Origin of the sequence: Promicromonospora sp. NPDC019610 (assembly GCF_044389365.1) — a bacterium.
In the GTDB taxonomy this organism is placed as follows: Bacteria; Actinomycetota; Actinomycetes; order Actinomycetales; family Cellulomonadaceae; genus Promicromonospora.
Genome location: NZ_JBIRXX010000002.1, coordinates 1 through 25,873, shown reverse-complemented (window position 1 = coordinate 25,873; position 25,873 = coordinate 1). Strand labels below are relative to the sequence as shown.

General features: G+C 73.5%; 20 protein-coding genes and 2 rRNA genes. 1 reads left to right on the top strand and 21 read right to left on the bottom strand.

Annotation, left to right across the window (positions count from 1 at the left end; genetic code table 11):
* Positions 1–10: 10 nt before the first annotated feature.
* On the top strand, positions 11–649 hold the full coding sequence (locus ACH45N_RS11685) for a TetR/AcrR family transcriptional regulator (RefSeq protein ID WP_397393907.1): 639 nt from the start codon (positions 11–13) through the stop codon (positions 647–649).
* A 30-nt stretch (positions 650–679) separates the two neighbouring features.
* Here the strand turns inward: ACH45N_RS11685 and ACH45N_RS11680 are convergent, their stop codons facing one another.
* From ACH45N_RS11680 to ACH45N_RS11580, 21 genes are all read right to left on the bottom strand, one after another.
* Entirely contained in the window at positions 680–1,663 is a 984-nt protein-coding gene (locus tag ACH45N_RS11680) for a hypothetical protein (RefSeq protein WP_397393906.1), read from the bottom strand.
* 75 nt (positions 1,664–1,738) lie between these two features.
* On the bottom strand, positions 1,739–2,491 hold the full coding sequence (locus tag ACH45N_RS11675; protein ID WP_397393904.1) for a DUF4230 domain-containing protein: 753 nt from the start codon (positions 2,489–2,491) through the stop codon (positions 1,739–1,741).
* Positions 2,492–2,742: 251 nt separating this feature from the next.
* Positions 2,743–3,375: an NUDIX domain-containing protein gene (locus tag ACH45N_RS11670; protein ID WP_020012930.1), complete on the bottom strand. Its 633-nt coding sequence runs from the start codon at positions 3,373–3,375 to the stop codon at positions 2,743–2,745.
* Between the two features lie 37 nt (positions 3,376–3,412).
* A complete protein-coding gene (locus tag ACH45N_RS11665; protein ID WP_397393901.1) occupies positions 3,413–5,089 on the bottom strand; it encodes a CTP synthase in 1,677 nt (558 codons plus the stop codon).
* Between the two features lie 127 nt (positions 5,090–5,216).
* On the bottom strand, positions 5,217–6,953 hold the full coding sequence (gene murJ, locus ACH45N_RS11660) for a murein biosynthesis integral membrane protein MurJ (protein ID WP_397393899.1): 1,737 nt from the start codon (positions 6,951–6,953) through the stop codon (positions 5,217–5,219).
* Entirely contained in the window at positions 6,950–7,855 is a 906-nt protein-coding gene (locus ACH45N_RS11655; protein WP_397393897.1) for a hypothetical protein, read from the bottom strand. The genes murJ and ACH45N_RS11655 overlap by 4 nt, the downstream gene beginning before the upstream one ends.
* A gap of 68 nt (positions 7,856–7,923) precedes the next feature.
* Complete coding sequence (locus ACH45N_RS11650; protein WP_397393895.1) at positions 7,924–8,925, bottom strand: copper transporter; 1,002 nt, start codon at positions 8,923–8,925, stop codon at positions 7,924–7,926.
* Positions 8,926–9,014: 89 nt separating this feature from the next.
* The gene (gene steA / locus ACH45N_RS11645; protein ID WP_397393893.1) at positions 9,015–10,238 is read right to left on the bottom strand and encodes a putative cytokinetic ring protein SteA; all 1,224 of its coding nucleotides are present in this window, start codon (positions 10,236–10,238) and stop codon (positions 9,015–9,017) included.
* 5 nt (positions 10,239–10,243) lie between these two features.
* Entirely contained in the window at positions 10,244–11,998 is a 1,755-nt protein-coding gene (gene recN / locus ACH45N_RS11640) for a DNA repair protein RecN (RefSeq protein WP_397393891.1), read from the bottom strand.
* An 8-nt stretch (positions 11,999–12,006) separates the two neighbouring features.
* Positions 12,007–12,954 (bottom strand): NAD kinase, encoded by a 948-nt coding sequence (locus tag ACH45N_RS11635; protein WP_397393889.1) that lies wholly within the window; start codon positions 12,952–12,954, stop codon positions 12,007–12,009.
* Positions 12,951–13,961, bottom strand: coding sequence for a TlyA family RNA methyltransferase (locus tag ACH45N_RS11630; protein WP_397393887.1), 1,011 nt, complete (start codon positions 13,959–13,961; stop codon positions 12,951–12,953). The genes ACH45N_RS11635 and ACH45N_RS11630 overlap by 4 nt, the downstream gene beginning before the upstream one ends.
* A gap of 17 nt (positions 13,962–13,978) precedes the next feature.
* On the bottom strand, positions 13,979–14,155 hold the full coding sequence (locus ACH45N_RS11625) for a hypothetical protein (RefSeq protein WP_397393885.1): 177 nt from the start codon (positions 14,153–14,155) through the stop codon (positions 13,979–13,981).
* 732 nt (positions 14,156–14,887) lie between these two features.
* On the bottom strand, positions 14,888–15,895 hold the full coding sequence (locus ACH45N_RS11620; protein WP_397393883.1) for an HAD-IIA family hydrolase: 1,008 nt from the start codon (positions 15,893–15,895) through the stop codon (positions 14,888–14,890).
* On the bottom strand, positions 15,892–18,468 hold the full coding sequence (locus ACH45N_RS11615; RefSeq protein ID WP_397393881.1) for a hypothetical protein: 2,577 nt from the start codon (positions 18,466–18,468) through the stop codon (positions 15,892–15,894). Before ACH45N_RS11615 ends, ACH45N_RS11620 begins: the two co-directional genes overlap by 4 nt.
* A gap of 184 nt (positions 18,469–18,652) precedes the next feature.
* Entirely contained in the window at positions 18,653–20,020 is a 1,368-nt protein-coding gene (locus ACH45N_RS11610) for a (Fe-S)-binding protein (RefSeq protein WP_397393879.1), read from the bottom strand.
* Positions 20,020–21,318 (bottom strand): FAD-binding oxidoreductase, encoded by a 1,299-nt coding sequence (locus ACH45N_RS11605; protein ID WP_397393877.1) that lies wholly within the window; start codon positions 21,316–21,318, stop codon positions 20,020–20,022. Before ACH45N_RS11605 ends, ACH45N_RS11610 begins: the two co-directional genes overlap by 1 nt.
* Positions 21,318–22,757 (bottom strand): FAD-linked oxidase C-terminal domain-containing protein, encoded by a 1,440-nt coding sequence (locus ACH45N_RS11600; protein ID WP_397393875.1) that lies wholly within the window; start codon positions 22,755–22,757, stop codon positions 21,318–21,320. The genes ACH45N_RS11605 and ACH45N_RS11600 overlap by 1 nt, the downstream gene beginning before the upstream one ends.
* Positions 22,758–22,907: 150 nt before the next feature.
* On the bottom strand, positions 22,908–24,494 hold the full coding sequence (gene aceB, locus ACH45N_RS11595) for a malate synthase A (protein ID WP_397393873.1): 1,587 nt from the start codon (positions 24,492–24,494) through the stop codon (positions 22,908–22,910).
* A 116-nt stretch (positions 24,495–24,610) separates the two neighbouring features.
* Entirely contained in the window at positions 24,611–25,357 is a 747-nt protein-coding gene (locus ACH45N_RS11590) for an IclR family transcriptional regulator (RefSeq protein WP_397393871.1), read from the bottom strand.
* 152 nt (positions 25,358–25,509) lie between these two features.
* Positions 25,510–25,626, bottom strand: a 5S ribosomal RNA gene (gene rrf / locus ACH45N_RS11585).
* 148 nt (positions 25,627–25,774) lie between these two features.
* Positions 25,775–25,873: ribosomal RNA gene (locus ACH45N_RS11580) — 23S ribosomal RNA — on the bottom strand; the annotation flags it as partial.

Genomic DNA, 25,873 nt, shown 5'->3' with positions numbered 1-25,873 from the left:
TACTCGGACGATGCCTCGGAGCAACCCCGCACGACGCCGCGACCTCACGGACGCCGCCATCTCGCTGCTCGCGGCGGACGGCGTCCACGGGCTCACCCACCGCTCCGCCGAACGGGCTGCTGGTCTCCCGTCCGGGACGGCCTCCAACTACTTCCGCAACCGCGAGGAGCTGCTGGTCGCCGCCGCCGAGCGGATCGTGGAGCTGCATCTGTCGGACATGGATCGCGCCGACGCCGCGGCGCTCCGGCAGGCTCCGGGCGCAGCCGCACCCGGCATGGTCGAGCTCCTCGCCGCGTCGCTGGAGACCGCGGCCTCGGCGCAGCGCGACCGCTACCTCGCGATCTTCGAGCTGACGCTCGAGGCCCGCCGCCGCCCGGCGCTCCGCGACGCGCTGGCTCGTCTCGCCGGCGGGGCGACCACCTTCACCGCCGACCAGCACGCGGATCTCGGGATCGACGTCCCGCCCGGGGCCGTTCCCCTGCTCGTCACGCTCTACGGCGGCGCGCTGTTCTCCCTGGTCACCGCGCCTGCCGGCCCCGGCACACCGACGGCCCACGACCTGGCACGGGCGATCGTCGCCGGCGCCGTGGCCGCCGCCCCCTCGCCGCCCCCCAACGTGTCAGACCCTCAGGTCACCGGGGTGACCTGAGGGTCTGACACGTTCGGCGAGGCGAGGAGATCAGACCTCGGGCACCCAGAGGTCCTCGCCGTTCGCGGGCGTACCGACCGCGCCGACCCCCACCGGGACGGCGTCGGGCACGTCGCCCAGGGCGCGCTGCGCCACGGCGCCCGACGAGAAGTTCGCGTAGCACTCCGGGCAGTACCAGTCCGGCGTCGGCACCGGGGTGTCGAAGCCGCCGTACACGACGTCCGGCTCCAGCTTCATGTTGTCGTGGATCGCCTGGCCCCACACGATGCGCTTGGTGGCGCCGCGCTGACCGCACGACGGGCACGCCGGGCGCATCTGCGCGCGCTGCGACAGCACCGCGTGCGGGTGCAGCAGGGCGTGGCACGGGCCGCACACCAGGAAGGTCTGCTCGATGAGGTCCGCCAGGGGGCGCTCGCCGGTCTGGCCGGTGTGGGCGCCGTCGTCGTGCGGGCGCAGCTGCATCACGTCGACGAACCGCTCGCACGACGCGCAGCGCTCCTCGCGGCGCAGGTCCGTGCCGGAGACCTGCTTGTGGCCCAGCAGGCGCAGCACGTGCAGGTTGGGCGACAGCTCGTCGGTCTCACAGTTGCCGGCGTCGAGCGTGCCGGTGGCGCCGTGCTTGTACTGGTGGGCGATGCCGTCGAGCACCAGGCGGGCGTGCTCCTGCGGCAGCCAGCCGGACGAGCGCGCGTAGGCGGCCGCGCCGTTGAAGAGGTCGTCCCAGACCACGGGCTTGTCCGGGCCGAAGACCTCGTCGCTGACCCAGTCCTCGCCCTGGCTGGCGCCCATGAGCTCGACCGCGGCGACGATGCCCGGCTCGGAGCCCACGACGGTGACGACGACGTCGCCGCGCTGCGGGCCGTCCGCGCCGCCGGGCAGGCGGTGCTCGTGGCTCCGGCTCGCGATGGCGACCGCCTCGCCCAGCCAGTCCTCGGACCAGTTGAGGTAGACGGACGGAACGAGCCACGCCGGAAGGGACGAAACGTTGGGAAGCATGTCGGGTTCGCTGGTCACGCGGGGAGAATAGCGCAGCCCGGTGACGCCGTTATGACACGCCCGGTAAGCGGCCTTCGGGACTTACCCGGACACTTACCCGAACTCGACCACGACCTGGTCGAACCCCAACGGGGACAACATCGCCTGGAGGGTCGAGGTGGTGTTCGCACGGGCCCGTTCATCCAGGTCGGAGTCCGCCGCGGCGTCCGAGATCCGGTCCTGGGCCGTCGCGAGCGCCTCCTGCCGGGCGTCGGTGTCGGACGCGAAGAGATCACCCACGCGGTCGACCAGACCCCGGTCCTCGGTCAGGGCGCGGCTGGCGTCGAGGTCGATGCGTGGCTCGGCGAGCTCCGGCTCGGGCAGGGTGACCGTGACGGTCGTGCCGTCGTCAGAGATCTCGATCGCGTCCTCGTCCAGGTCGCGGAAGTCCACGTACGCGTCGACCGACCCGTTCACCGCGAGCACGATCCGCTCCCCCGCGAGCCAGCTCGGCACGTACTTCACGTCGTTCTCCAGGTCGACGAGCACCTCGTACTGCGCCTCGGCCGCCACGAAGCGCGCCAGGTCGTGCATGCTGACCAGCACCGGTGTCTCCGACCGGTCGACCTGGCCGGTCGTGAACGGGTTGAGCCCGTCGAGCAGCGTCCGCCAGATCGCGTCGCGGAAGTCGTCGCGCAGCGCGGAGACGGCGCCCGCGACCAGCCCGGCGGTCAGCGCCGCACCCAGCACGAACCCGAGCACCCCCGCCAGCCCGGCGGGCATCCGGCGCCGCGGCGCGGCTCCTCCGCCCGGCGTCGTGCCTTCGCTGCCCGACGGCGCCCGGGCCGGCTCGGACCTGGAACCCACCTGCTGAGTCTGTATCTCGGTGCCCGTCATCGCCGCGCCCCTTCCCGGGGAGATACCCGACATATCTCCCACCCAGGTCTCCCACGCTAGCCCCCACCACCGACACTCGCCCAGAACTGACTCGCGCTCAAGGGGTGCGCCGGAAACGACTTCGGTCGGTTGCTTCGAGATCGGTCCGTCGACGGACCGATCTCGAAGCAACCGACCGAAGTCAGCAACACATGCGGCCTGAGTTTTACCTCAGACCAGCCTCAGTTCTTGCGGTACTCCCACGGGGAGTCCACCGGCCGAAGCGTCTCCCAGTCGGAGGCCCGGCCGATCGCCGCCGCCAGCACGCCCGCGATCGTCGCCGCGTTGTGCAGCCGGCCCGCGAGCGCCAGCGCCGCGGCCTCCTCCAGCGGCACCGGGACCACGACCATGTCGGCCTCCTCGGCCTCGCGCGTGTGCCGCTCGTCGTCGGGCACGGGCGTGAGGTCGCGGGCCAGGTACACGCGGACGGCCTCGTTGCTGCCGCCCGGCGTGGGCAGCAGGTCGAGCAGCACGTCCCAGGAGCCGGCGTTCATGTCCGCCTCCTCGGCCAGCTCGCGGGCCGCGGCGACGTGCGGGTCCTCGCCGTCCAGGTCGAGCAGGCCGGCGGGCGCCTCCCAGAGGAAGGCGCCGACCGGGTGCCGGTACTGGCGCAGCAGCAGCACGTTGCCGTCGTCGGTCAGCGCCACGACCACCACCGCGCCCGGGTGGTCGACGTACTCGCGCCGGACGATGCCGCCGGCCTCGCCGAGGTCGACCTCGTCGGAGACCATGTCGACCACAAAACCCTGGAACGGTACGTCGAGCCGCCGCGCGGGGCGGGGGTCGATGACGTCCGTGACCTCGTCGCTGCTCATGCTGTCCCTCCGCCGCACCGGCCGGCGATCCCCAGCTTCATGAGGACTGCTTCTCGAGCGCCGCCGCGATCAGACCCGCGAACAGCGGGTGTGCCCGCGTGGGGCGCGACTTGAACTCGGGGTGTGCCTGCGTGGAGACGAAGTACGGGTGCGTCTCGGCAGGCAGCTCGACGAACTCCACGAGCGACGAGTCGGGCGACGTGCCGGAGATCAGCAGGCCCGCCTCCTCCAGCTCGACGCGGAACGCGTTGTTCACCTCGTACCGGTGCCGGTGGCGCTCGGTCACCTTCTCGCTGCCGTAGGCCTTGGCCACGACGGAGCCGGCGGCGAGCTGCGCCTCGTAGGCACCCAGGCGCATGGTGCCGCCCATGTCGCCCTCGCCCTCCACGATCGACTTCTGCTCGGCCATGGTCGCCACGACGGGGTGGCTGCTGGTCGGGTGGAACTCGGTGGACGACGCGTCGGCCCAGCCCAGCACGTTGCGCGCGTACTCGATGACCATCGACTGCAGGCCCAGGCAGATGCCGAGCGTCGGCACCAGGTTCTCGCGCGACCAGCGCAGCGCCCCGACCTTGCCGTCGATGCCGCGCACGCCGAACCCGCCGGGCACCAGCACGGCGTCGACGCCCTCGAGGGAGGCCTGGGCGCCCTCGGGCGTCTGGCAGTCGTCGGCCGCGACCCAGCGGATCGCCACCTTCGCGTCGTTCGCGAACCCGCCGGCGCGCAGCGCCTCGGTCACGGACAGGTACGCGTCGGGCAGGTCGATGTACTTGCCGACCAGCGCGACCTCGACGTTGTGCTCGGGCTCGTGCACGCGCTCCAGCAGGCGGCTCCAGCCGTCCCAGTCCACGTCGTGGAAGGGCATGCCCAGGCGGCGCACCACGTAGGCGTCCAGGCCCTCGGCGTGGATGACGCGCGGGATGTCGTAGATCGACGGCGCGTCGGCGCAGTTGATCACTGCCTCGTTGTCGACGTCGCACATGAGGGCGATCTTGCGCTTGATGCTCTCGGGCACCACGCGGTCGGAGCGCAGCACGATCGCGTCCGGCTGGATGCCGATCGAGCGCAGGGCGGCCACGGAGTGCTGCGTCGGCTTGGTCTTCAGCTCGCCCGACGGGCCGATGTACGGCACCAGCGAGACGTGCAGGAAGAACACGTTGTCGCGGCCGAGCTCGTGCCGCACCTGGCGCGCGGACTCGAGGAAGGGCTGCGACTCGATGTCGCCGACGGTGCCGCCGATCTCGGTGATGATCACGTCGACGTCGTCGGACGCCTGCTCGCGCATCCGGAACTTGATCTCGTCGGTGATGTGCGGGATGACCTGGACGGTGTCGCCCAGGTACTCGCCGCGGCGCTCCTTGGCGATGACACGCGAGTACACCTGGCCGGTCGTCACGTTGGACGAGGCGGGGAGCTCGACGTCGAGGAAGCGCTCGTAGTGCCCGATGTCCAGGTCGGTCTCGGCGCCGTCCTCCGTGACGAAGACCTCACCGTGCTGGAACGGGTTCATCGTGCCGGGATCCACGTTGAGGTAGGGATCCAGCTTCTGCATCGTGACCCTGAGGCCACGGGAGCGGAGCAGGCGGCCGAGTGACGACGCCGTCAGACCCTTGCCGAGAGAGGACGCCACACCACCGGTGACGAAGATGTGCTTGGTCGGCGTGGAGGCGCCGGACCGATGACGGGACTGGAGACTGCTTCGGTGTTCGACCACGGAACTCCATCCTAAACGAGGTACGGCGTGCTGGTGGTGTAACGACCAGCACACGCGCGCGTCGCGCGGGAACTATCGACCGGTTTTGGTCGAGTCTGCCCCTGCTGCGCCCTTCGCGCTCGCTAAGTCAGGCCTTCCGGGAGAACTTCCTCCGCACCTTCCCGAGCAGCGGTCCGACGGCGGCGCGCAGGTCCCGGTCGAGCAGCACCGCCACCGCCAGCGCGACCAGCGCGGCCAGCAGCCCGAAGGCGAGCCCGAGGCCCAGCTCGGCGGCGAAATCGCTGCCGTCGAAAGGCAGTTCCTGCAGGGTCCCGCCCGACGACGGGAAGAAGCCGACCTCCGACAGCCCGAGCCGCCACGGCAGCCAGAGCCCGGCGGCGGCGCCGACGGCAGCCGCCCCGAGCACCACGAACAGCGCCCGCCAGACGCCGTCCAGCGCGGGCGCGCCCAGGTGCCGCCGGACGGCCAGGAGCAGCCCCAGCCCGGCCACGACCATCCCGGCCGTGCCCACGGCGCCCAGGGCCGCCATGACGTCCGTCCGCAGCGCGAGGTCCACGCACGACGTCGCGGCGCAGGCCGGCTCGCGCCCGGCGAACAGCACCGGCACCAGCGCCGCGCCGACCGCCGCGACGCCCCACCCGCTCGCCGTCGCGGTCACGGCGGCCCGCCCGTGGTCGACGGCGTACAGGGCGCGCGACAGGTGCAGGATCAGCGCGAACCCGATCAGCCCGGGGGCCAGCGTGATCAGCCCCGCGGCCAGGCCGGGGGCGTCGCCGAGCACGATGAGGTCGAAGACCTGCTCGACGAACGGGGCGGCCGCGATCAGCGCGGCCATGCCCAGGGCCGTCACGAGCAGCAGCGTGCGCGTCGTGCGGGCCACCAGGGCGCGCAGCTCGCCCGTCCGGCCGGCCGAGGCGTGCTCCGCGAAGTGCGGGAACGCGCTCGTCGCGATCGGGAAGGCGAGCACCGCGTACGGCAGCAGGTAGACCTGCTGGGCGTACAGGTAGACCGAGAGCGTGCCGTCGCCGCCCGCGGCGTTGGCCGCCCGCAGCGTGAGGAACACCGAGAGCTGCTGGGCCACCAGCGCGCCCACCCCCGCGAACGCCAGACGCGCGGCGCGCGGCCCCTCGCCGGACGGGAACCGCAGCGTGGGCCGCAACCGCAGGCCGGTGCGCCACACGGGCACCACCAGCGGCAGCGCCAGGAACAGCACGCCCACCGTGGTGCCCCACGCCAGCCAGACCAGCGCCTGCGACGAGAGCGCGGCGACGTCCCGCTGGTCGCCGTCGGCCAGCAGGTAGAAGACCCCGTAGACCGCGATGACCACAAGGCTGGAGACCAGCGGCGCGAACGCCGGCCAGAAGAACCGCTTGTGCGCCTGCAGGATGCCGCCCAGCACGACGGCGATCCCGTACAGCGGCACCTGCACGGCGAAGACCCGTAGGAACGCCGTGGCGACGTCCACCTGCACCGGGTCGTCCAGCCCGGTCAAACTGATGATCGGCCGCGCGAGGAGCGCCGTCAGCCCGGCCAGCGGCACCAGGACCACCAGCGTCCAGCCCAGCAGCGCCGACGCGATCCGGGAGGCCTGCCCCTTCGAGGCCGCGGTGCCGTCGGCGGTGAACGCCGCCCGGGCCAGGGGCCCGGCGAGCAGCGGCACGACGGCGCCCGCGAGCGCACCGCCGGCCGCGACCTCGAACAGCAGGTTGGGCAGCTGGTTGGCCGAGTTGAAGACCGTGCCGACGCCGTCCGACCCGAGCCACGCGCCCTGCGCGAGCCAGCGGCCGAAGCCGACCAGGCGGCTGGCGAGGGTGACGACGGTGACGAGCAGCGCCGCGCTCGCCAGGGACTGGGTGCGGCTCACGCGCCCGGGGTGGCCACGGGCTTGGTCTGGGCGAGCTCGGCGACCGACTCCTCGACCGCGGCCGAGGGGCGCCGGCCGAGCATGTCGGCCTTGTTCAGCCACTCGTTGTCAGCGATCACCTTCGAGAAGCTCACCTTCTCCGACGCCAGCATGAGGCCGACGACGCCGGCGAGCGCCGCCCACCGCACCGCGCGGGGCGCGTTGAACGCGACCTGGCTGCCGACCAGCGCGCCGAGGGCGTTGGCGCCGCCGTCGCCCAGCATGTCCTTCTCCCCCAGGTCGCCGGGGGCCGCCGCCGTGGCGGCACCCAGCACCGCGCCCGCCGCGCCCGTGCCGGCGAGGGCGAACGGCAGGCTCGCCGCGACGCCGGCCTTCAGGGCCCGGCCGGGGCGCAGGTCGAAGAGGTTGATCAGGTTGGCGGTGCCGCCGATGAGCGCGCCGTTGAGGCCGACGTCGACCACGTGGCCGAACGCGCTGCGCGCCGTGCGGGGCGTGCCGACGGCGGACGCCAGCAGCGCGGAGCCGGAGATGCCGAGCACCTTGAGGCCACCCGTGGTCAGGCGGCCCTCCTTGAGCGCGCCGAGGTGGCCGCGCAGGCCCTTGGTGCGGGTCGCGGTGTCCTCGGCGAGGTCGTCGTAGAGGCCGAACCCGCCCGCGGCGGCCGTGGCGAACGCCGTGGCACCGGGGGCCGTGCCTCCCCCGACGGCCGCGCCGGCGACGAGGCCGGCCGTGACCGCCGGCCCCTCCAGCAGGCTGATCGGCTCGCCGCGGTGGTTGGTCCGCGTCCACGTGTCGTCCCCGCCGAGGGCGCCCCCGGCGACCTTCTCGTCGAGCTTGCGGCGCGCGAACGCCGTCGCGATCCCGGCCACGACGCCCGCGACGATGAACCTTCCTGCACCCATGACTACCCCTTGGTCTGTGTGTCGGTCTTTTCGCTGCTCGTACCGTCCGGCCTCGGCTCGTGACCGGTTCAGCCCCCGGTGGTGCCGGCCGGATCGCCGGTCGGGTCGCCGGTCGGGTCCTCGGCGGCGGGCGGCAGCACCGCCGTCGCGTCGTCCTCCAGCCCGTACTGCCCCACGACGCCGCTCAGGCGCGACGCGACCGCGAGCGGCACGTTGATCCGGCCCGCGAGCCGGTCGACGCCGCTGACGGTCGTGACCACCGCGGCGATGTCCTCGTCGTCGCGCACCGCCTGCACCGCGTCGCCGGGGTCGTCGGTCGGGCCGGCGAGGATCGCCGCCCCGGAGACCTCCTGGGCCGCCAGCGTCACGGCCGCCCACACGTCCGGCGTCGGCTCCGACTCCTCGGTGGCGCCGCCCGCCGTCTCCTGCGGCTGTCCGGCCGGCCCCACGAGCAGCACGAGCGCCTGCGCGGCCTCCGTCTGCTCGTCGCCCGGCTCCGCGAAGCCGAACCGCTCCAGCTGGGCCTCCAGGTCGGTGGCCTGCGAGCTGCGGTCGGTGCCGCCGTCGCTGCCGGTGAGCGACAGGGCGAGCGCCGCGCCGAGCAGGGCGTTCGGGTCGTCCGTCTCCGGGACCGCGGAGTCGAGGTTGGCGCGCAGCCCCTCGGCCACGGTCTCGCGGGTCGACTCCTCGGCCGGGTCGGTCCACGCGTCCGTGAGCTCCGTCTTGGCCACGACCGAGGCGCCCGAGGTGTCGAGCTGGTTCAGCACGCCGTCGTGCACCTCCTGCGACACCTCGCCGAGCTGCACCACCGCCACGCGCTCGCCCTCGAGCGAGCCGGGGACCAGCCGCGTGCCGACCGCCTCGATGTAGCGCTCGTCGCCGTCCAGCGCGGTCTGCGTGGCATCCAGCTCGGTGCGCAGGTCGGAACGCTCGGCGCGCAGTGCGTCCACCTGCTCCGTCAGCGTCTCGCCGATCGCCCCCTGCAGGGGCCCGGCACCGAGGATGATGCCGACCGCGAGGGCGAGGAAGACGGAGATGAGCGAGACGAGGTGGTATCGGAAGTCGATCACGGTGGGAAGGAGTCCTTAAGCATGTTCCGGGCGTGAGAGGCCCGGTGTCAGGTCGGGGCGGCGTACGTGCGGGACGGTATCCCCGCAGGTCAGCCGCCGAACAGGTTACCGATCCAGGACACGACGTCGTCGAACCGCGCCCCCATCAGTCCGAAGAAGGTCTGGCCGGCCGAGGTCGACGCCAGGGCCGCGAGCACCGCCGCGACGCCGGCGCCCGACAGCAGCGTGAGCTGGGTGTTCGAGATCCGCGTGCGGTACAGCCGGGACACGCCCTTGGCGTCGACCAGCTTGCCGCCGACCCGGAGCCGGGTGAGGAAGGTGGAGGCCATGCCCGAGCGCCCCTTGTCGAGGAACTCCACGAGGGTGGCGTGCGTGCCGACCGCGACGATGAGCTCGGCGCCCTTGTCGTCGGCCAGCAGCATGGTGATGTCCTCGCTGGTCCCCGTGGCGGGGAAGACGACGGGCTCCACGCCGAGCGCCTTGACGCGCTCCAGCCCGGGCGCCTTGCCGTCGCGGTACGCGTGCACCACGATCTCCGCGCCGCAGGCCAGCGCCCGGTCGGAGACGGAGTCCATGTCGCCCACGATCATGTCGGGCTGCCAGCCCGCGTCGATGATCGCGTCGGCGCCGCCGTCCACGCCGATCAGCACGGGCCGGTTCTCCCGGATGTAGGACCGCAGCTGCGCCAGGTCCTCCCGGTAGTGGTAGCCCCGCACCACGATCAGCACGTGCCGGCCGTCGATGTGGGTCCGGATGTCGGGCACGCCGACGCCGTCGAGCAGGAGGTCCCGCTCGCGGCGCAGGTACGTCATCGTGTTCTCGGCGAACCGCTCGATCTCGGCCGACAGGCCCTCGCGAGCGGCGGCCATGTTCGCCGCCACCGTGCGCGGCGTCTGGAACGTGCCCGTGGCCACGACCTCGCCGTCGACGACGACCTCGCCGCCCACGATCTCGACGTCGGCGTGCTCGTCGATCTTCATGACCGCCGGCCCCAGGTCGTCCACCAGGACGATCCCCGCCTCGACCAGGATGTCCGGGCCCGTGTTGGGGTACCTGCCGGACGTCGACGGGGCGGCGTTCAGGACGGCGACGGGCGCGGCCGCGACCAGGGCGTCGGCCGCGACCCGGTCGATGTCCACGTGGTCGATCACGGCGACGTCGCCGTGGTTCAGCCGGGACGTGAGCTCCTTGGTGCGCGCCCCGATCCGGGCGGGACCGTGCGCCACGGTCTGCGGCAGCACCGGGGCCTGGTCGGCGGCGCTCTTCGCTGCGCCCTTGTCGGCGCGCTTCTCTGGTCGGGAGATCAGCTTCATCCGCTCTATCGTCCCACGACCGAGGACTCCAGGAGCTCCAGCGCGTGGGTACGCGCCGTCTCCGAGTCGTCCTGGCCGGACAGCATGCGCGCCAGCTCGCGGACCCGGGCGTCCGCGGTGACCTCGCGCACGCCCGTGACGGTGATCATCCCGTCGTCGCCGTCGCTCGCGCCGGCCTCGCCGTCCGAGCTCTTGGTGACCACGAGGTGGGCGTCCGCGAACGCGGCGACCTGCGCCAGGTGCGTCACGACGACCACCTGCGTGCTGCGCCCGAGCTGCGCCAGCCGGCGGCCCACCTCGACGGCCGCCCGGCCGCCGACGCCGGCGTCGACCTCGTCGAACACGAACGTGCTGCGCGGGGTGTCCGCGGTGCGCGCCGCGGCCGCGCCGCCCGACGTCGCCAGGGCGACCTCCAGGGCGAGCATCACGCGGGAGAGCTCACCGCCGGACGCGCCCTTGCCGAGCGGGCGCTCCGGGGCGCCGGGGTGCGGCACCAGCAGGAACGTGACCTGGTCGGCGCCGAACGGCCCCGGCTGGTCGAGCCCGTCGACCGTGACCACGAGGTGCGCGCCGCCCATCGCCAGGCCGTGCAGCTCGTTCGTCACGGCCTCGGCCAGCTCGGACGCGCCCCGGCTGCGCTCGGCCGTGAGGATCTCCGCCAGCCGGTCCAGCTCGCCGTCCAGCTCCGCCACGCGGGCGCGCATCGAGGTGAGCCGGTCGCCGCCGTCGTCCAGGTCGAGCAGGCGCAGGCCCGCGTCGCTGGCCCACTGCAGCACCTCGTCGATGGTCTCGCCGTACGACCTGGTCAGGCCGTTCAGCTCCGCCATCCGGTTGTGCGCCGTCTCCAGCCCGGCCGGGTCGGCCTGCAGGTCGTCCACGTAGGCAGCGACGTCGGTCGCCACGTCCGAGAGGAGGTAGCCCACCTCGGCGAACCGGGTCGCGAGCGCGCCGAGCGCGGCGTCGGAGTGCGCCGCCGCGTCCAGGGCGCGCCGCGCCCGCTCGACCAGCGCGATCGCGTTCTCCCGGGCGCCGTCGGCGTCCTCGCCCGCGACGGCCTCGTGCGCCTCGGTGGCCGCCGTGCGCAGGCCCTCCGCGTTGGACAGGCGCTCGATCAGCGCCTGCAGCTCGACGTCCTCGCCGCTGACGGGGTCGACGCGCTCGATCTCCTCCAGGCCGATGCGCAGCAGCTCCACCTCGCGGGCCCGCTCGGCGCCGCGCGCCTCCAGGTCCGCGATCTCGGTCAGCAGGCCGCCGCGCTCGCTCCACGCGGTGCGGTACGCGGCCAGCACGCGCTGGTGGGCGGGGCCCACGAACGTGTCCAGGGCGTCACGCTGCTTCGCGGAGGTGCGCAGCCGGAGCTGGTCGGCCTGGCCGTGCACGGTGAACAGGTCCTCGGCGATCTCCGCGAGCACACCCTGCGGCACGGCGCGGCCGCCCAGGTGCGCGCGGGAGCGACCGTCGGCGATGGTGCGCAGGATCACGACGGTGCCGTCGTCCTCCACCTCGCCCCCCGCCTCGTCGACGCGGTCCAGCACGGCGTCCCGTCCGGAGACGCGCACCCGCCCCTCGACCGCGGCCGACGACGCACCCGGGCGCACCGACTGCGGGTCGGCCTTGGCGCCCATGAGCAGGTTCAGCCCCGTGAGCACCATCGTCTTGCCCGCGCCCGTCTCGCCCGTGATGACGGTCAGGCCGTCCGACAGGGGTACCCGGGCCGAGCGGATGACGCCCAGGTTCTCGATAGCGATCTCCTCGAGCACCTGACTCCTTAATTCTCTGGTGTGGTGTCGGCTGGGTCAGAAGGTACATCCTGCCCTGCTGCCTGCCCCGACCCGACTCGGTCCCGCCAGCCCGAGACGGGCAAGCTGAACTTCGACACGAGGCGGTCCGCGAAGGGCGCGTTCGACAACCGTGCGAGCCGCACGGTACCGCCCTGGCGCACGACGACGCGAGACCCGCGGGGCAGCCGGATCTCCCGGCGCCCGTCACACGTCAGCACGCCCTCGACCGTGGACTGCGGCAGCACGTCGACCGTGTACCGGGAGTTCGGCCCGATCACGAGCGGCCGCGCGAACAGCGCGTGCGCCGACAGCGGCACCATGAGCACGGCGTCGACGTCCGGCCAGATCACCGGCCCGCCGCCCGAGAAGGCGTGCGCCGTCGAGCCCGTCGCGGTGGACATCACCACGCCGTCGCAGCCGAACGACAGCAGCGGGCGGCCGTCCACCCCGATCGCGACCTCGAGCATGCGGTCGCGCGACGCCTTCTCGACGGTCGCCTCGTTCAGCGCCCAGCCGACCACCGGCTCCGCCGTGCCCGGCAGGTGCACCGTCACGTCGACCGTGGCGCGCTCCTCCACGTCGTAGTCCCGGGCCACCAGCCGCCGGACGGCGGCGCCGAGGTCCTCGCGCTCCGACTCCGCGAGGAAGCCGACGTGCCCGAGGTTCACGCCGAGCAGCGGCACGTCCGTACCGCGGGTCAGCTCCGCCGCGCGCAGGATCGTGCCGTCGCCGCCCAGCACCATCACCGCCTCGGCGTTGTGCACGCCCTCCGCGAGGCGCTTGGCCGCCATGTGGTCGCCGAACTCCTCCGCGAGCGCGTCGTCGTGCAGCGTGTACTCGAAGCCGGCGGCCTTGAGCTCGCGCAGCGCCTCGGCCAGCGCTGCGACCGCCTGGGGACGGCCGCCATGGGTCACGATGAGGACGCGCCGGGTCACGGTCGGGGCTCCTTCTTGTCGGTGTGCTGTTCCTGTTGTTCCTGCGGGTGGTGCGGTTCCTGCTGGTCCTGCTGCTCTGCCGGCCGGTCGGCCGGGGGTGCGTCGTCCTGCCGCCCGTGCACGACGACGGCCGGCGGCTCGGGCGGGTGGCCGGGCCGCGTCGCGGGCTCGCCGTGCGCCGGGTCCCAGGCCACCGCCGTCTCGACGGCCGCCGCGAGCGCCAGGTCGTCCCCAGGGGTCCAGTCGGTCGCGCCTGCCGGCGTGAGCCACACGAAGAACTCGCGGTTGCCGCTCGGGCCAGGCAGCGGGCTCGGCACCACGGCGCGCGCCAGCAGGCCCAGGCCCTCGGCGGCGCGCAGCACGGTGGTGACCGCCTCGGCGTGCAGCGCGCGGTCGCGCACCACGCCGCCGCTGCCCAGTCGCTCGCGCCCCACCTCGAACTGCGGCTTGACCATCAGCAGCGCCTGCGCCCACGGGCGCAGCACGGCCGCGACGGCGGGGAGCACGACGGTCAGGGAGATGAACGAGAGGTCGGCGACCACGAGGTCCGGGGCCTGGGCGAGGTCGCCCGGCGTCAGGTCGCGGACGTTGAGGCCCTCGACCACCGTGACCCGGTCGTCGGCACGCAGCGCCGGCACGATCTGGTCGTGGCCGACGTCGACCGCCACCACGTGGGCGGCGCCGCGACGCAGCAGCACGTCCGTGAAGCCGCCGGTCGAGGCACCGAGGTCGGCGCAGAACGCGCCCTCGACCACCGGACCGCCCGGCACGCGCGCCAGGCCGTCGAGCGCCCCGACCAGCTTGAGGGCGGCGCGCGACGCGAACTCGTGCTCCGGGTCGGCGCCGGGGGCGACCGACACCTCGTCGCCGTCGGACACCGCCGACGACGGCTTGACCACCGCCCGCCCCGCCACCGTGACCCGGCCGGATGCGACGAGCTCCGCGGCATGGCGCCGCGAACGGGCCAGCCCGCGCCGGACCAGCTCCGCGTCCACACGCGTGCTCACAGTCGTCGTCACCACCGTCAGGCGTCACCGCTCAGATGCGCGCGCAGGGCGTCGTGGACCGCCTCGAACCGGGCGACGTGCTCGGCCGGGGGCAGGTCGTCGAGCCCGTCGAGCGCGTCGAGCGCATGCCGGACGCCCGCCTCGGGATCGGCCGGGCCGGTCGCGGGTTCCTCGATCTCGTAGAACTCGTCCATCGTGCGTCAACGCTCCACTGTGCTCGGCCGTAGGGTGCTCGTCCGTAGGGTGCTCGTCCGTGACGGTGCTCGTCCGTGACGGTGCTCGTCCGTGCTGGTGCCTGCTCGTGCCTGTTCATCCTGTTCCTCGGCGACGACCCGCCGCGCGCGGACCGTCGGCATGCTGCAAGACACGGTACCTGTCGCCTCCGACAGAACCTGGGAGAATTCCGTCAGGTTCTCTGCGAGGAGAAGCCGGGGCGCCGCGAGGAGACGCCAGGTTCGCCACGCGAAGAAGCCAGGGCGCCGCGGGGAGACGCCGGGCTCGCCGTGGGAAAAAGCCAGGGCGCCGCGGGAAAAGCTGCACGGACCGCCCACACCGACGCACCGCCCCGGGCCGGGCGCCGCCCGCGGCGCCCGCCACGCCCCCGCCTGGTGCCACCCGCGGCGCCCACCATCCCCCCGCCCGGTACCGCACTGCGTACCCGCCATGCCCGCCCGGTACCGGTGTCCCGGACTCCGCCCCGCTCCCCACCGAGGTGCGCTTCTACCCCGCCATTGCGCCCGAAACACAGCTGATTCCGGGCCCGATGACGGGGTAGAAGCGCACCTCCGTACATCGCGTGTGGCCACGGCAAGGTGCGCTTCTGCCCCGCGATTGGGCCCGGAAACAGCGTGTTTCCGGGCCCAATCGCGGGGTAGAAGCGCACCTTCGGGATCAGAGTGCGACCGCGGACGAGAGCGCGACAGGGATCAGAGCGTGAAGTCCGGGACCGACGCCGGGTCCACCGACTCGCCGGCGTCTGTCGCAGCCCAGGACGCGGCGCACGCGGCACGGACCAGGTCGATGCCGGCGCCGTCGAGCCGCAGCTCGCCGTCGGACACACGGGCCGCCGCGCCGCCGGACACGTACCAGCCGTCCGCGAGCTCCGGCGCCGTGTGCGGCTCCAGCAGGGCCCGCAGGTCGGCACCCACGAACGACGGGCGCTCCCCCGGCACGGCCAGCACCGCGTCGCGCGCCGTCGAGACGCCCGTCAGCACGTGCAGCCCCGGGTACCCGCCGCCGCGCGCACCGGCGAGATCCGTGTCGAGCCGGTCCCCGATCACCAGCGGCCGGCTCGCCCGGGCCCGCTCGACCGCGAGCCGGTACATCGTGGGCGAGGGCTTGCCGGCGCTGTCCGGGGTGACCCCCGTCGCCGACACCACGGCACCGACCAGGGCGCCGTTCCCCGGCGCGAACCCGCGCGCCGTCGGCAGCGACAGGTCCAGGTTGCTCGCCACGTGCCAGGCGCCGCGGCCCACCGCGTACGCGGCCTCCGCGAGCTGCGTCCAGCCCACCTCGGGGGCATAGCCCTGCGCGACGGCGTCCGGCTCGTCGTCCGCCGACTCCACCACCGTGAAGCCCGCAGCGCGCACCGCCGTGACCAGGCCCTTGCCGCCGACGACGAGCACCTTCGCGCCCTCGTCCAGCCGCGTGGTGAGCAGCGCCGCGCAGGCCTGCGCGGCGGTCATCACCTCGTCCGGGTCGGTCGGGATGTCGAGGCCGGTGAGCTGGCCGGCGACGTCCTCCGGCTCGCGCGACGCGTTGTTCGTCACGAACAGCAGCCGCATCCCGCCCGTCCGCGCCGCAGCCAGGCTCGCCGACGCGTGCTCGATCGGCAGGTGCCCCCTGTACGCGACGCCGTCCAGGTCGACGAGCGCGAGGTCGTAGGCCTCGGCGAGCGGGACGTCGCTCGCCAGCAGCCCGGCGGTCGCCGTCACTCCTTCTCCTGCCCGACGTCGGACCGGTCGCCCTCGGCGGCCGGCTCACCCTCGGTGTCGGCCGCGTCGGTGTCGGCCGCGTCGGGCGCGGACGTCGTCACCTCGGTCTCCGTCACCTCGGTCGCGGGCGACACGTCGTCGGCTCCGGTCGACGGAGCGTCGGACGCCTCGTCGGACTCGGCGACACTCGGCTCGTCGACGGCGTCGGCCTCGGGCTCGTCGGCACCGTCCTCGTCGCTGTCGGACTCGGCATCGTCGGACTCGTCCTCGGACCCCTCGTCGTCGTCCTCGTCGTCCTCGTCGTCCTCGTCAGCAGAGTCCGCGGAATCTGCTGAATCCGGTGAGTCGGCGGAGTCTGCGGAGTCGGCCGAGTCCGGGGAGTCCCCGGAATCGGCCGAGTCTGCAGAATCCTCGTCCTCGTCGTCACCCGCGAGGTCCTCGTCATCATCCGAGTCGTCCTCGTCGTCCGAGTTCTCGTCGTCGTCCGAGTTCTCGTCGTCGTCCGCGAACTCCTCCGGGTGGTCCGCGGCGTACTCCTGCTCGGCGATCGCCGCGTCCTCCTCGACGTCGAACACGGTGATGTCCTCGTCCGGCGTCTGCGCGCCGATCGCCCGCTCGAGGGCCTCGCTGTCGACCGACGCCAGGAGCGCAGCGGCCTCGTCGGCCCGGCCTGCGGCCTCGAGCGCCACGGCCCGCGCCTGGATCACGCGCAGCCCGAGGTCGCCCTGGGCGTCCTCGGCCGAGACCTTGTCCAGCACGGCCAGGGCGGCGTCGTGCTCACCCAGGTCCGAGCGGGCACCGCTCGCCACGATCGCGAGCTCGATCCGGCCGGTCGCGTCCAGCGTCGCCGCCTCCTCCGAGGCCGCGAGCGCCAGGGCGCGCTCCGGACGGCCGAGGCCGCGCTCGGCGTCCGCCATGATCGGCAGGTGCTCCGACGAGCCGTTCAGCCGGCGGACGGTGCGCAGCTCGCGCAGCGCCTCCGCGTACCGGTTGGTGTGGTACGCGGCGAGGCCGGCGGCCTCGCGCACGATGTCGATGCGGCCGGCGCCGCGCACCGCGGCCTGGGTGTGCTCGTAGGCGCGCTCCGGGTCGACGTCGAGCAGCCGGCCCGCCATCACCAGGTGCAGCCCCACGTACTCGGCGTGGTCCTTGCTCAGTCCGCGCAGGCGCGAGCGCACGTCACGGTCGAGCTGGCTGAACGAGGCATCCTCGGCGATCTCCGGCTCCGGGACGCGCGGTGCGCGCTCCTCGCCGGCGTCCTGCCGCGGACGGTCGTCACGGTCGGCGAAGGGACGGCTCGCGCGGTCGCCGCCCCGCTCGTCGCGCCGGGGGCGGTTACCGCCCCGGTCGTCGCGACGGGGCCGGTCGCCCCCACGGTCGTCACGACGAGGCCGGTCGTCATTCCCGCGGAACGGACGAGCACCCCCGTCGCGCCCGCCGCGGTCGTCGCGCCCGCCACGGGCATCACGGCCGCCACCGGCATCACGGCTGCCGCGGTCGTCACGGTCGCCGTACGACCGACGCGGCCGGTCGTCGTCGTTGCGCCGGAACGGACGGTCACCCTCGTCACGACGGGGGCGGTCGCCCCCGCGGTCCTCGAAGGAGCGGCGCGGCCGGTCGTCGAACGACCGCTGCGGCCGGTCGTCCCGCCCGCGGCCGTCGCGCGCAGCCCGGTCGTCGCGGTCGCCGTACGACCGACGCGGACGGTCACCGCCGCGGTCGTCGAAGGACCGACGGGGCCGGTCGTCGTCACGGCGCGGGCCGCGGTTGTCGCGGTCCTCGAAGGAACGGCGGGGACGCTCGTCGTCGTTGCGCCGGAACGGACGGTCGCCCTCGGTACGACGCGGACGGTCGCCGCCGCGGTCGTCGAAGGACCGACGAGGGCGGTCGCCGCGGTCGTCGAAGCTCCGGCGGGGCCGGTCGTCGTCACGGCGCGGGCCGCGGTTGTCGCGGTCCTCGAAGGAACGGCGGGGACGCTCGTCGTCGTTGCGCCGGAACGGACGGTCACCCTCGGCGCGACGCGGACGGTCGCCCCCGCGGTCCTCGAACGAACGCCGCGGACGGTCGCCGTCGAACGACCGCTGCGGGCGGTCGTCCCGGTCGAAGCTCCGGCGGGGCCGGTCGTCGTCGCGACGCGGCCCGCGGTTGTCGCGGTCGTCGGAGCGACGCGGACGGTCGTCGTTGCCCCGGTACGAACGGTCGTTCCGCGCGCCGCGGTCGTCGCGGCCACCGCGGTCGTCGCGACCGCCCCGGAAGTCGCTGCCCCGGTTGTCCCGGTCGCCGTACGGACGGCGCGGACGGTCGTCGCCACCGCTCCGGTACGGGCGGTCGCCCCCACGGTCGTCCCGACGCGGGCGGTCGCCGCCGCGGTCGTCGAAGGACCGGCGCGGACGGTCGTCGTCGCGCCGGGGCGCGCTGCCTCCGCGGGCGCCGTCATACCGGCGGCCCCGGTCTCCACCGCGCTCACCGCCCCGGTCGTCGCGACGCGGGCCGTCGCTGCGGTAGGCGCCCTTGCGCTCGCCGCGGCGGTCGCCCTCGCGGTCGTTCCCCTGGTCACGGGGCGTTTCGTTCACGGTGTTCCCTTCGATGACAGATGCCCGAACATTCTCCCACGGGAGCCGTCGTCCCCCGGGGTCGAAAGGATGTGACGTGCGCGTCCGCGGCCCCACGACGAGTTCGGTCGGTTGCGCTGAGACCGGTCGGTTGACCGACCGGTCTCAGCGCAACCGACCGAACTCAGTGGCCCGCGCGCCAGGCTCAGCCCAGCAGTTCCTCCGGGCCGGCGCCGCGCAGCGATGCGTCCAGCACCAGCACCATGTGCGCCGTCGGCATGGCGCGCCCCTGCCGCGACAGCGCGTCGGTGATCTGCAGCAGGCACCCCGGGTTGGACGTGACCAACAGCTCGGCGCCGGTCGCCGTCACGTGCGCGGCCTTGCGGTCGCCCAGCTCACGCGCCGGCTCCGGGTTGGTCAGGTTGTAGATGCCGGCCGACCCGCAGCACATGTCGCCCTCGGCGATCTCCTTGACCACGAGCCCCGGGATCGTCGCGAGCACCGCGCGCGGCTGGGCCTTGACGCCCTGCGCGTGCCGCAGGTGGCAGGCGTCGTGATAGGCCACGGTCAGCGGCAGCGGATGTCGCGGCGCGACGGGCTCCAGCTCCGCCAGCACCTCGGAGACGTCCCGGGTCCGCTCCGCGAAGGCGGCCGCGCGTTCGGCGTACTCCGGGTCGTCCGCCAGCAGGTCCGCGTAGTCCTTCATCGTGGAGCCGCACCCCGCCGAGTTCGCCACGATCCGCTCCACGCCGGCGTCCGCGAACACGTCGATCAGCGCCCGCGCGTAGTCCAGCCCCTCGGCCTCGCGCCCGGCGTGCACGGACAGCGCACCGCAGCACCCCTGGTCCTGCGGCACGACGACGTCGCAACCCTCCGCCGCGAGCACCCGCGCCGTCGCCGCGTTGACGCCGGGGTAGAACTCCCGCTGCACGCAGCCCAGCAGCAGCCCGACCGTCAGCCGCCGCTCCCCGACGGCGGGCACGAGCGCCGGCACCGGGATGCGCGGGCCCACGGGCGGCGCGATCGCCTCCATCGTCGCCAGCGTCGGCGACATCCGGGCCAGCGCCGGACGCACCAGCCGCGACAGTCCCGTGCGCTGGTACGCGGCGAGCAGCGGGAGCACGCGCCGCAACCGTTCGGGCCTCGGGAACAGCGCGAAGATCGCCGACCGCAGCAGCCGCTGCCCCCGCGTCCGGTGCTCGGCCCCGCGCCGCTCGACCTGCTGCCGGGTCGCCTCGACGAGCTTGTCGTACCGCACCCCCGACGGGCACGCCGTCACGCACGCCATGCAGCCGAGGCACGCGTCGACGTGCTGGACGAGCGAGGGCGACATCGGCTCGCCCTCCAGCCCCTGCTTCATGAGGTGGATCCGGCCGCGCGGGGAGTCCATCTCCTCGCCCCACAGGGAGTAGGTGGGGCACGCCGGGAGGCAGAACCCGCAGTGCACGCAGTCGTCCACCAGCTCGCGCTCCGGTGGATGGTGCCCGTCAAAGGCACCTTGCCCGGTGAGCCCCGGCCCGTCGGACCCCGCGCCGTCGAACGAGCCCAGCAGGTCCGGCTTCGCCTCGGTCATCAGATGCCTCCCACGAATCGGCCCGGCGCCAGGTTCCGCCCGGGATCGAGCTGATGTTTGATCGCGCGCATCAGGTCGATCCCGCCCACGGGACCCCACGCGTCGAGCACCTCCCGCACCTCGCGCGACGCCCGGAGCACGGTCACGGTCCCCTCCCGCGGACCGGGTGCGGCCGCACGCAGGTGCCCGATCGCGAGCGCGGTCGCGTCGGGCGAGCCCGTCACGGCGACGTGCAGCACCCCGGCGGCGGTCCCGCGCACCGCGATCCCGGCGTCGTACCGCTGCTCGGCGTCTCGCGCCGCCGCGAGCAGACCCGTCACCCCGGTGAGCGTGGCGGTCGCCTTGGCGAGCGTCACCTCACGGGTTTCGACACTGCCACCGGTCGAGCCTCTGCGGGTCGAGCCGGTCGAGACCCCCGGAAGTTCCGCCCACCACGGCGGCGGCCCGGCCTGGACCCGCCCGCCCAGCAGCGCGGCGGCCGCCGCGGCCCGCTGCCCGACGGCGTCCGCCGTCCCCTCCAGCAGCACCGCCACCTCGGCGACGTCGCTCCCCGCGGCCCGGTCGAGCTCGACCGCCGCGGGCGCGAGCTGTGAGGCGACCACGTCCCGCGCCCGCGCGGCGACGTCGGCCAGAGGACCGGAGCCGGTCACGAAGGCCCGGTCCGGCCGGGCCGGATGCAGCCGGAACGCGACCCGGACCACGACGCCGAGGGTGCCGTACGCGCCGGTCAGGAGCTTGGCGAGGTCGTACCCGGCGACGTTCTTGACCACCTTGCCGCCTGAGGAGGCACGGGTGCCGTCGGCGAGCACGACCGTGGCGCCCAGCACGAGGTCGCGGACGGCTCCGCGCTGCAGGCGGCGCGGCCCGGAGGCGCCGGTCGACAGCAGACCGCCCACGGTGGAGCCGCCCGCGAGCCGGCCCGGTGGCAGGTCCACCACCAGCTCCTGGGCGGCCCGACCGACCGTCTCCGACAGCGCGGTGACAGGCAGCCCGGCTTCGGCGACCACCACGAGGTCGCCCGCGCCGTGCTCCACGAGCCGGTCCAGGCCCGTCGTGTCCAGGATCAGGTCGACCCGCTCGGGCGGCGCGCCCCAGTCGAGGGCCGTGCCGGCCCCGCGTGGCACGGTGACGAGTCCCTGCGCGGTCGCCTCGCGCAGCACGGCGGCCACCCCCTCCGCCGACGCCGGCCGCGCGACCGCGGTAGCGGGCACCCCGTCGACGGCGTCCCCCGGACCCGCCTCCCGCACCTCTCCCCCGTGCTGCCGCAGCACGTCGCCGAACCGCTGCAGGTCCGCCATCAGAAGATCTCCGCCACGCCGGACTCCGCCAGCGGGTGCGCACCCTGGTGCCGCCCCGGCCGCTCCCCGCACAGCCGCGGCGTGGGGAACACCTTGCCGGGGTTGGAGATGCCGTCGGGGTCGAACGCGCAGCGCACCGCCTGCATCGTGTCGAGGTCGTCGGCGGTGAACATCCGCGGCATGTGCTTGGCCTTGTCGGCGCCCACGCCGTGCTCGCCCGTGATGGACCCGCCGTGCTCCAGGCACAGGTCGAGGATGCCGCCCGCCACGGCCTCCGCACGCTCGACGGCGCCCTCGACCGCACCGTCGAACAGCACGAGCGGGTGCAGGTTGCCGTCGCCCGCGTGGAAGACGTTCGCCACCCGCACGCCGGCGCTCTCGCCGAGCTCCGCGATCCGCCGCAGCACGACCGGCAGCGCCGTCCGTGGGATCACGCCGTCCTGCACGATGTAGTCCGGGCTGATCCGGCCGACCGCCGCGAACGCGGACTTGCGGCCTTTCCAGATCAGGGCGCGCTCGTCGTCGTCCGCCGCGACCCGCACCTCGAACGCACCGGCGGCCTCGCACAACCGCACGACGTCGTCGAACTCCCCCGCGACGTCCGGCGCCGGACCGTCCAGCTCCACCACGAGCACGGCGCCCGCCCCGTGCGGGTAGTCGCAGTGCACCGCGGCTTCCGCGGCCTCGATCGCGAGCGCGTCCATCATCTCGATCGCCGCCGGGATCACGCCCGCCGCGATGATCGCGGAGGTGGCGGCCCCGGCGTCGTCCATGGTGCGGAAGGCCGCGAGCAGGGTGCGGACCTCCTGCGGCAGCCGGGTCAGGCGCACCGTCGCCGCCGTGACCACGCCGAGCGTGCCCTCGCTGCCCACGAGTGCGCCGAGCAGGTCGTAGCCGGGCGCGTCGGGCGCCTTGCCGCCGATCTCGACCAGCTCGCCGCCCGGCGTCACCAGGTCCACGCCGGTGACGTGGTTGGTGGTGAAGCCGTACTTGAGGCAGTGCGCCCCGCCGGAGTTCTCGGCGACGTTCCCGCCGATCGAGCACACCGACTGGCTCGACGGGTCGGGTGCGAAGTAGTAGCCGTCCGGGCTGGCCGCGGCCGTGAGGTGCAGGTTGATCACGCCGGGGTCGACCACGGCGCGCTGGTTGTCGGCGTCGATCTCCCGGACCGCCCGCATCTGCGACATGACCACGAGCACGCCCTCGGCGTGCGGCAGCGCCCCGCCCGACAGTCCCGTGCCCGAGCCGCGGGCGACGAACGGCACGCCGTGCCGGGCACAGGCCCGCACCGTGGTCGCGACGTCAGCGGCGTCCCGAGCCAGGACCACCACCCCGGGGATCACCCGGTACGCGGCGAGCCCGTCGCACTCGTACGTGCGCCGCTGCTGCCGGTCTGTGACGACCTGCTCGCTCCCGAGCGCCCCGACCAGCTCGCTCACGACACCGGACAGTCCTGACTCGCCTGACTCGCTGGCACCCAAGGCAACCTCCTCGTTGCACGGTCCTCGCCCCCGTCCTTCGTTGAGTGCTGGGTATTTGTTGCCTCCGGGGCCTGGAGGCAACAAATACCCAGCACTCAACGAGGAAGGTCAGGGCATGCGGGCGTAGGCCGGGAGGGTCAGGAAGTCGGCGTAGTCGTCGGCGACCGCCACCTCCAGGAACGTCTGCTTCGCCTCCGCGTAGTCTGCCGGGTCGCCCGGCAGCTTGGCGATCTCTTCCTCGACGATCCGGTCGATCAGCTCGCGCGTGACCTGGTGCCCGCTGTCTGCGAGCGTGACGTCGTTGTGCAGCCACTGCCACACCTGCGAGCGGGAGATCTCCGCCGTCGCGGCGTCCTCCATGAGGTTGAAGATGGCGACGGCGCCGAGCCCGCCGAGCCACGCCTTGAGGTACTGGATGCCCACCGAGATGTTGTTGCGCAGCCCCGCCTCGGTGACGTCGCCGGGGGTGGACGCGACGTCCAGCAGCTGCGCCGCGGTGACGTGCACCTCCTCACGGGTGCGGTCGATCTGGTTCGGCCGCTCGCCCAGCACCGAGGTGAAGACCTCCGTGCAGAGCTCGACCATGCCGGGGTGGGCGACCCACGACCCGTCGAAACCGTCGTTCGCCTCGCGGGTCTTGTCGTCGCGCACCTTGGCGAACGCGGCCGCGTTGACCTCCTCGTCGCGGCTCGGGATGAACGCGGCCATCCCGCCGATCGCGTGCGCGCCCCGGGTGTGACAGGTCTTGACCAGCAGCTCCGTGTAGGCGCGCATGAACGGCACGGTCATCGTGACGGCGTTGCGGTCAGGCAGCATGAAGTCGGTGCCCCGGGTCCGGAACGACTTGATCACGGAGAACATGAAGTCCCAGCGGCCGGCGTTCAGGCCCGCGCTGTGCTCCCGCAGCTCGTAGAGGATCTCCTCCATCTCGAACGCCGCAGGGTAGGTCTCGATGAGCACGGTGGCCCGGATGGTGCCCTGCGGGATGCCGAGGAAGTCCTGGGCCAGCACGAACGCGTCGTTCCAGAGCCGCGCCTCCAGGTGCGACTCCATCTTGGGCAGGTAGAAGTACGGGCCCTGGCCCTTCTCGATCTGCCGCCGGCCCGCCGTGGCCAGGTAGAGCGCGAAGTCCACCAGGCTGCCCGACGCCGGACGACCGTCCACGAGCAGGTGCTTCTCCGGGAGGTGCCAGCCGCGGGGACGCACGATGATCGTCGCCAGCTCTTCGTCCGGCTTGAGCGCGTAGTGCTTGCCGTTGTCGCCCGTGAAGTCGATGTTCCGGTTGATCGCGTCGAGCAGGTTGAGCTGCCCGCCCACCACGGCGCTCCACTGCGGCGTGTTGGCATCCTCGTGGTCGGCGAGCCACGCCTTCGCGCCCGAGTTGAGTGCGTTGATCGTCATCTTGCGGTCGGTGGGGCCGGTGATCTCGCAGCGCCGGTCCTCGATCCCGGGCGCCGCGGGCGCGACGCGCCACGTCGGGTCCTCGCGGATGTGCCGGGTCTCGGGCAGGAAGTCCAGGGTGCCGCCGGCCGCCAGGTCCTCGACCCGCCGTCGCCGCGCCTCCAGCAGCTCGAGGCGCCGGCCGTCGAGCCCGCGGTGCAGGGCGACGATCAGCCCCAGCGCCTGCGGGGTCAGCACCTCCTCCGCGCGGGGTGCGATGTCGCCGGTGATCGTCAGGCCGTCCGGAGTGTCCACGTCGAGTTCCTTTGGTCGATCGGCTAGGCTCCGCGAATTCCACGATGCGGAAACCAAATACTTCCTAGTGAAAACACTAGGTGCCCGACGACGCCCGGTCAACGCGGCCGTCTGGCTCAGCCCCCGGACAGCTCCGCGGCGATCTCCCGGGCGACCTCGTGCAGCACCGGAACAGCACGCTCCCCGAACTCGAACGACACCCGCGCGGCGGGCCCGGACACGGACAGCGCGGTGGGTACGGGCACCCCCGGCACGACGACGGCGAAGCACCGCACACCGACCTCCTGCTCACCGTCGTCCACGGCATACCCGCGCCCACGGATCTCCCCGACGGCGGCGAGCAGCGCGTCGACGTCGGTGATCGTCCGGTCGGTCGCGGGGGCGAGCCCCGCACGTGCGGCGATGTCCCGCACCGCGGCCTCGGGCAGCTCACCCAGCAGCGCCTTGCCCACGCCGGTGCTGTGCAGGTGCACGCGCCGCCCCACCTCGGTGAACATCCGCATCGAGTGCGACGACGCCGCCTGCGCCACGTACACCGCCATCTCGCCGTCGAGCATGGCCAGGTTCGCGGTCTCGCCCAGCTCTCGCGCGACGCGGGCCAGGTGCCGGCGGGCGCCGGCGCCGAGCTGACGACCGGCCGCCTCACCGAGGCCCATCACTCGCGCCCCGAGCGCATAGCGTCGCGAGGGCAGCCGACGGGCGTAGCCGCGGGCGACGAGGGTGCGCATCAGCCGGTGGATGGTCGGCAGCGGCAGCCCGGACTGCTCGGAGAGCTCGCTCAGGCCGGTGTCGCCGTCGAGCGACGCCATGATCTCGAGCAGGTCGAGCGCCCGCTCGACGGACTGCACACCAGGTTCTGCCACGTCGCCCTCCCCGCCGGAACGCCAGACCTGTCGCCTGACGGAACCAGCATTCCACAGGGCGGAAGACGGGACGCGTTTCTGGGCATGCAGGAAGGGGGTGGGATGCTCGACCATCTCTGGTCGGGCATCCCACCCCCTTGCTGGGAATGGTTGTCCGGCGGCGTCCTACTCTCCCACCCCGTCACCAGGGCAGTACCATCGGCGCTGTAGGGCTAAGCTTCCGGGTTCGGAATGGGACCGGGCGTTTCCCCCACGCTATGACCACCGTAACACTATCGAGAACCAGGCAACCCCACACATCCAACACCCCACCAGCGATGAAACCAGTGGTGTTAGAAGGGGTTGGTGCCCGTGACTCGGGAACCGCATAGTGGACGCGTAGCAATCAATCAAATCTTGTTATTACACATGATGTAGGTGATGAAGTTATCGGCAGGTTAGTACCGGTCAGCTCCACAGGTCTTCAGTCCCTGCTTCCACATCCGGCCTATCAACCCAGTGGTCTGCTGGGTGCCT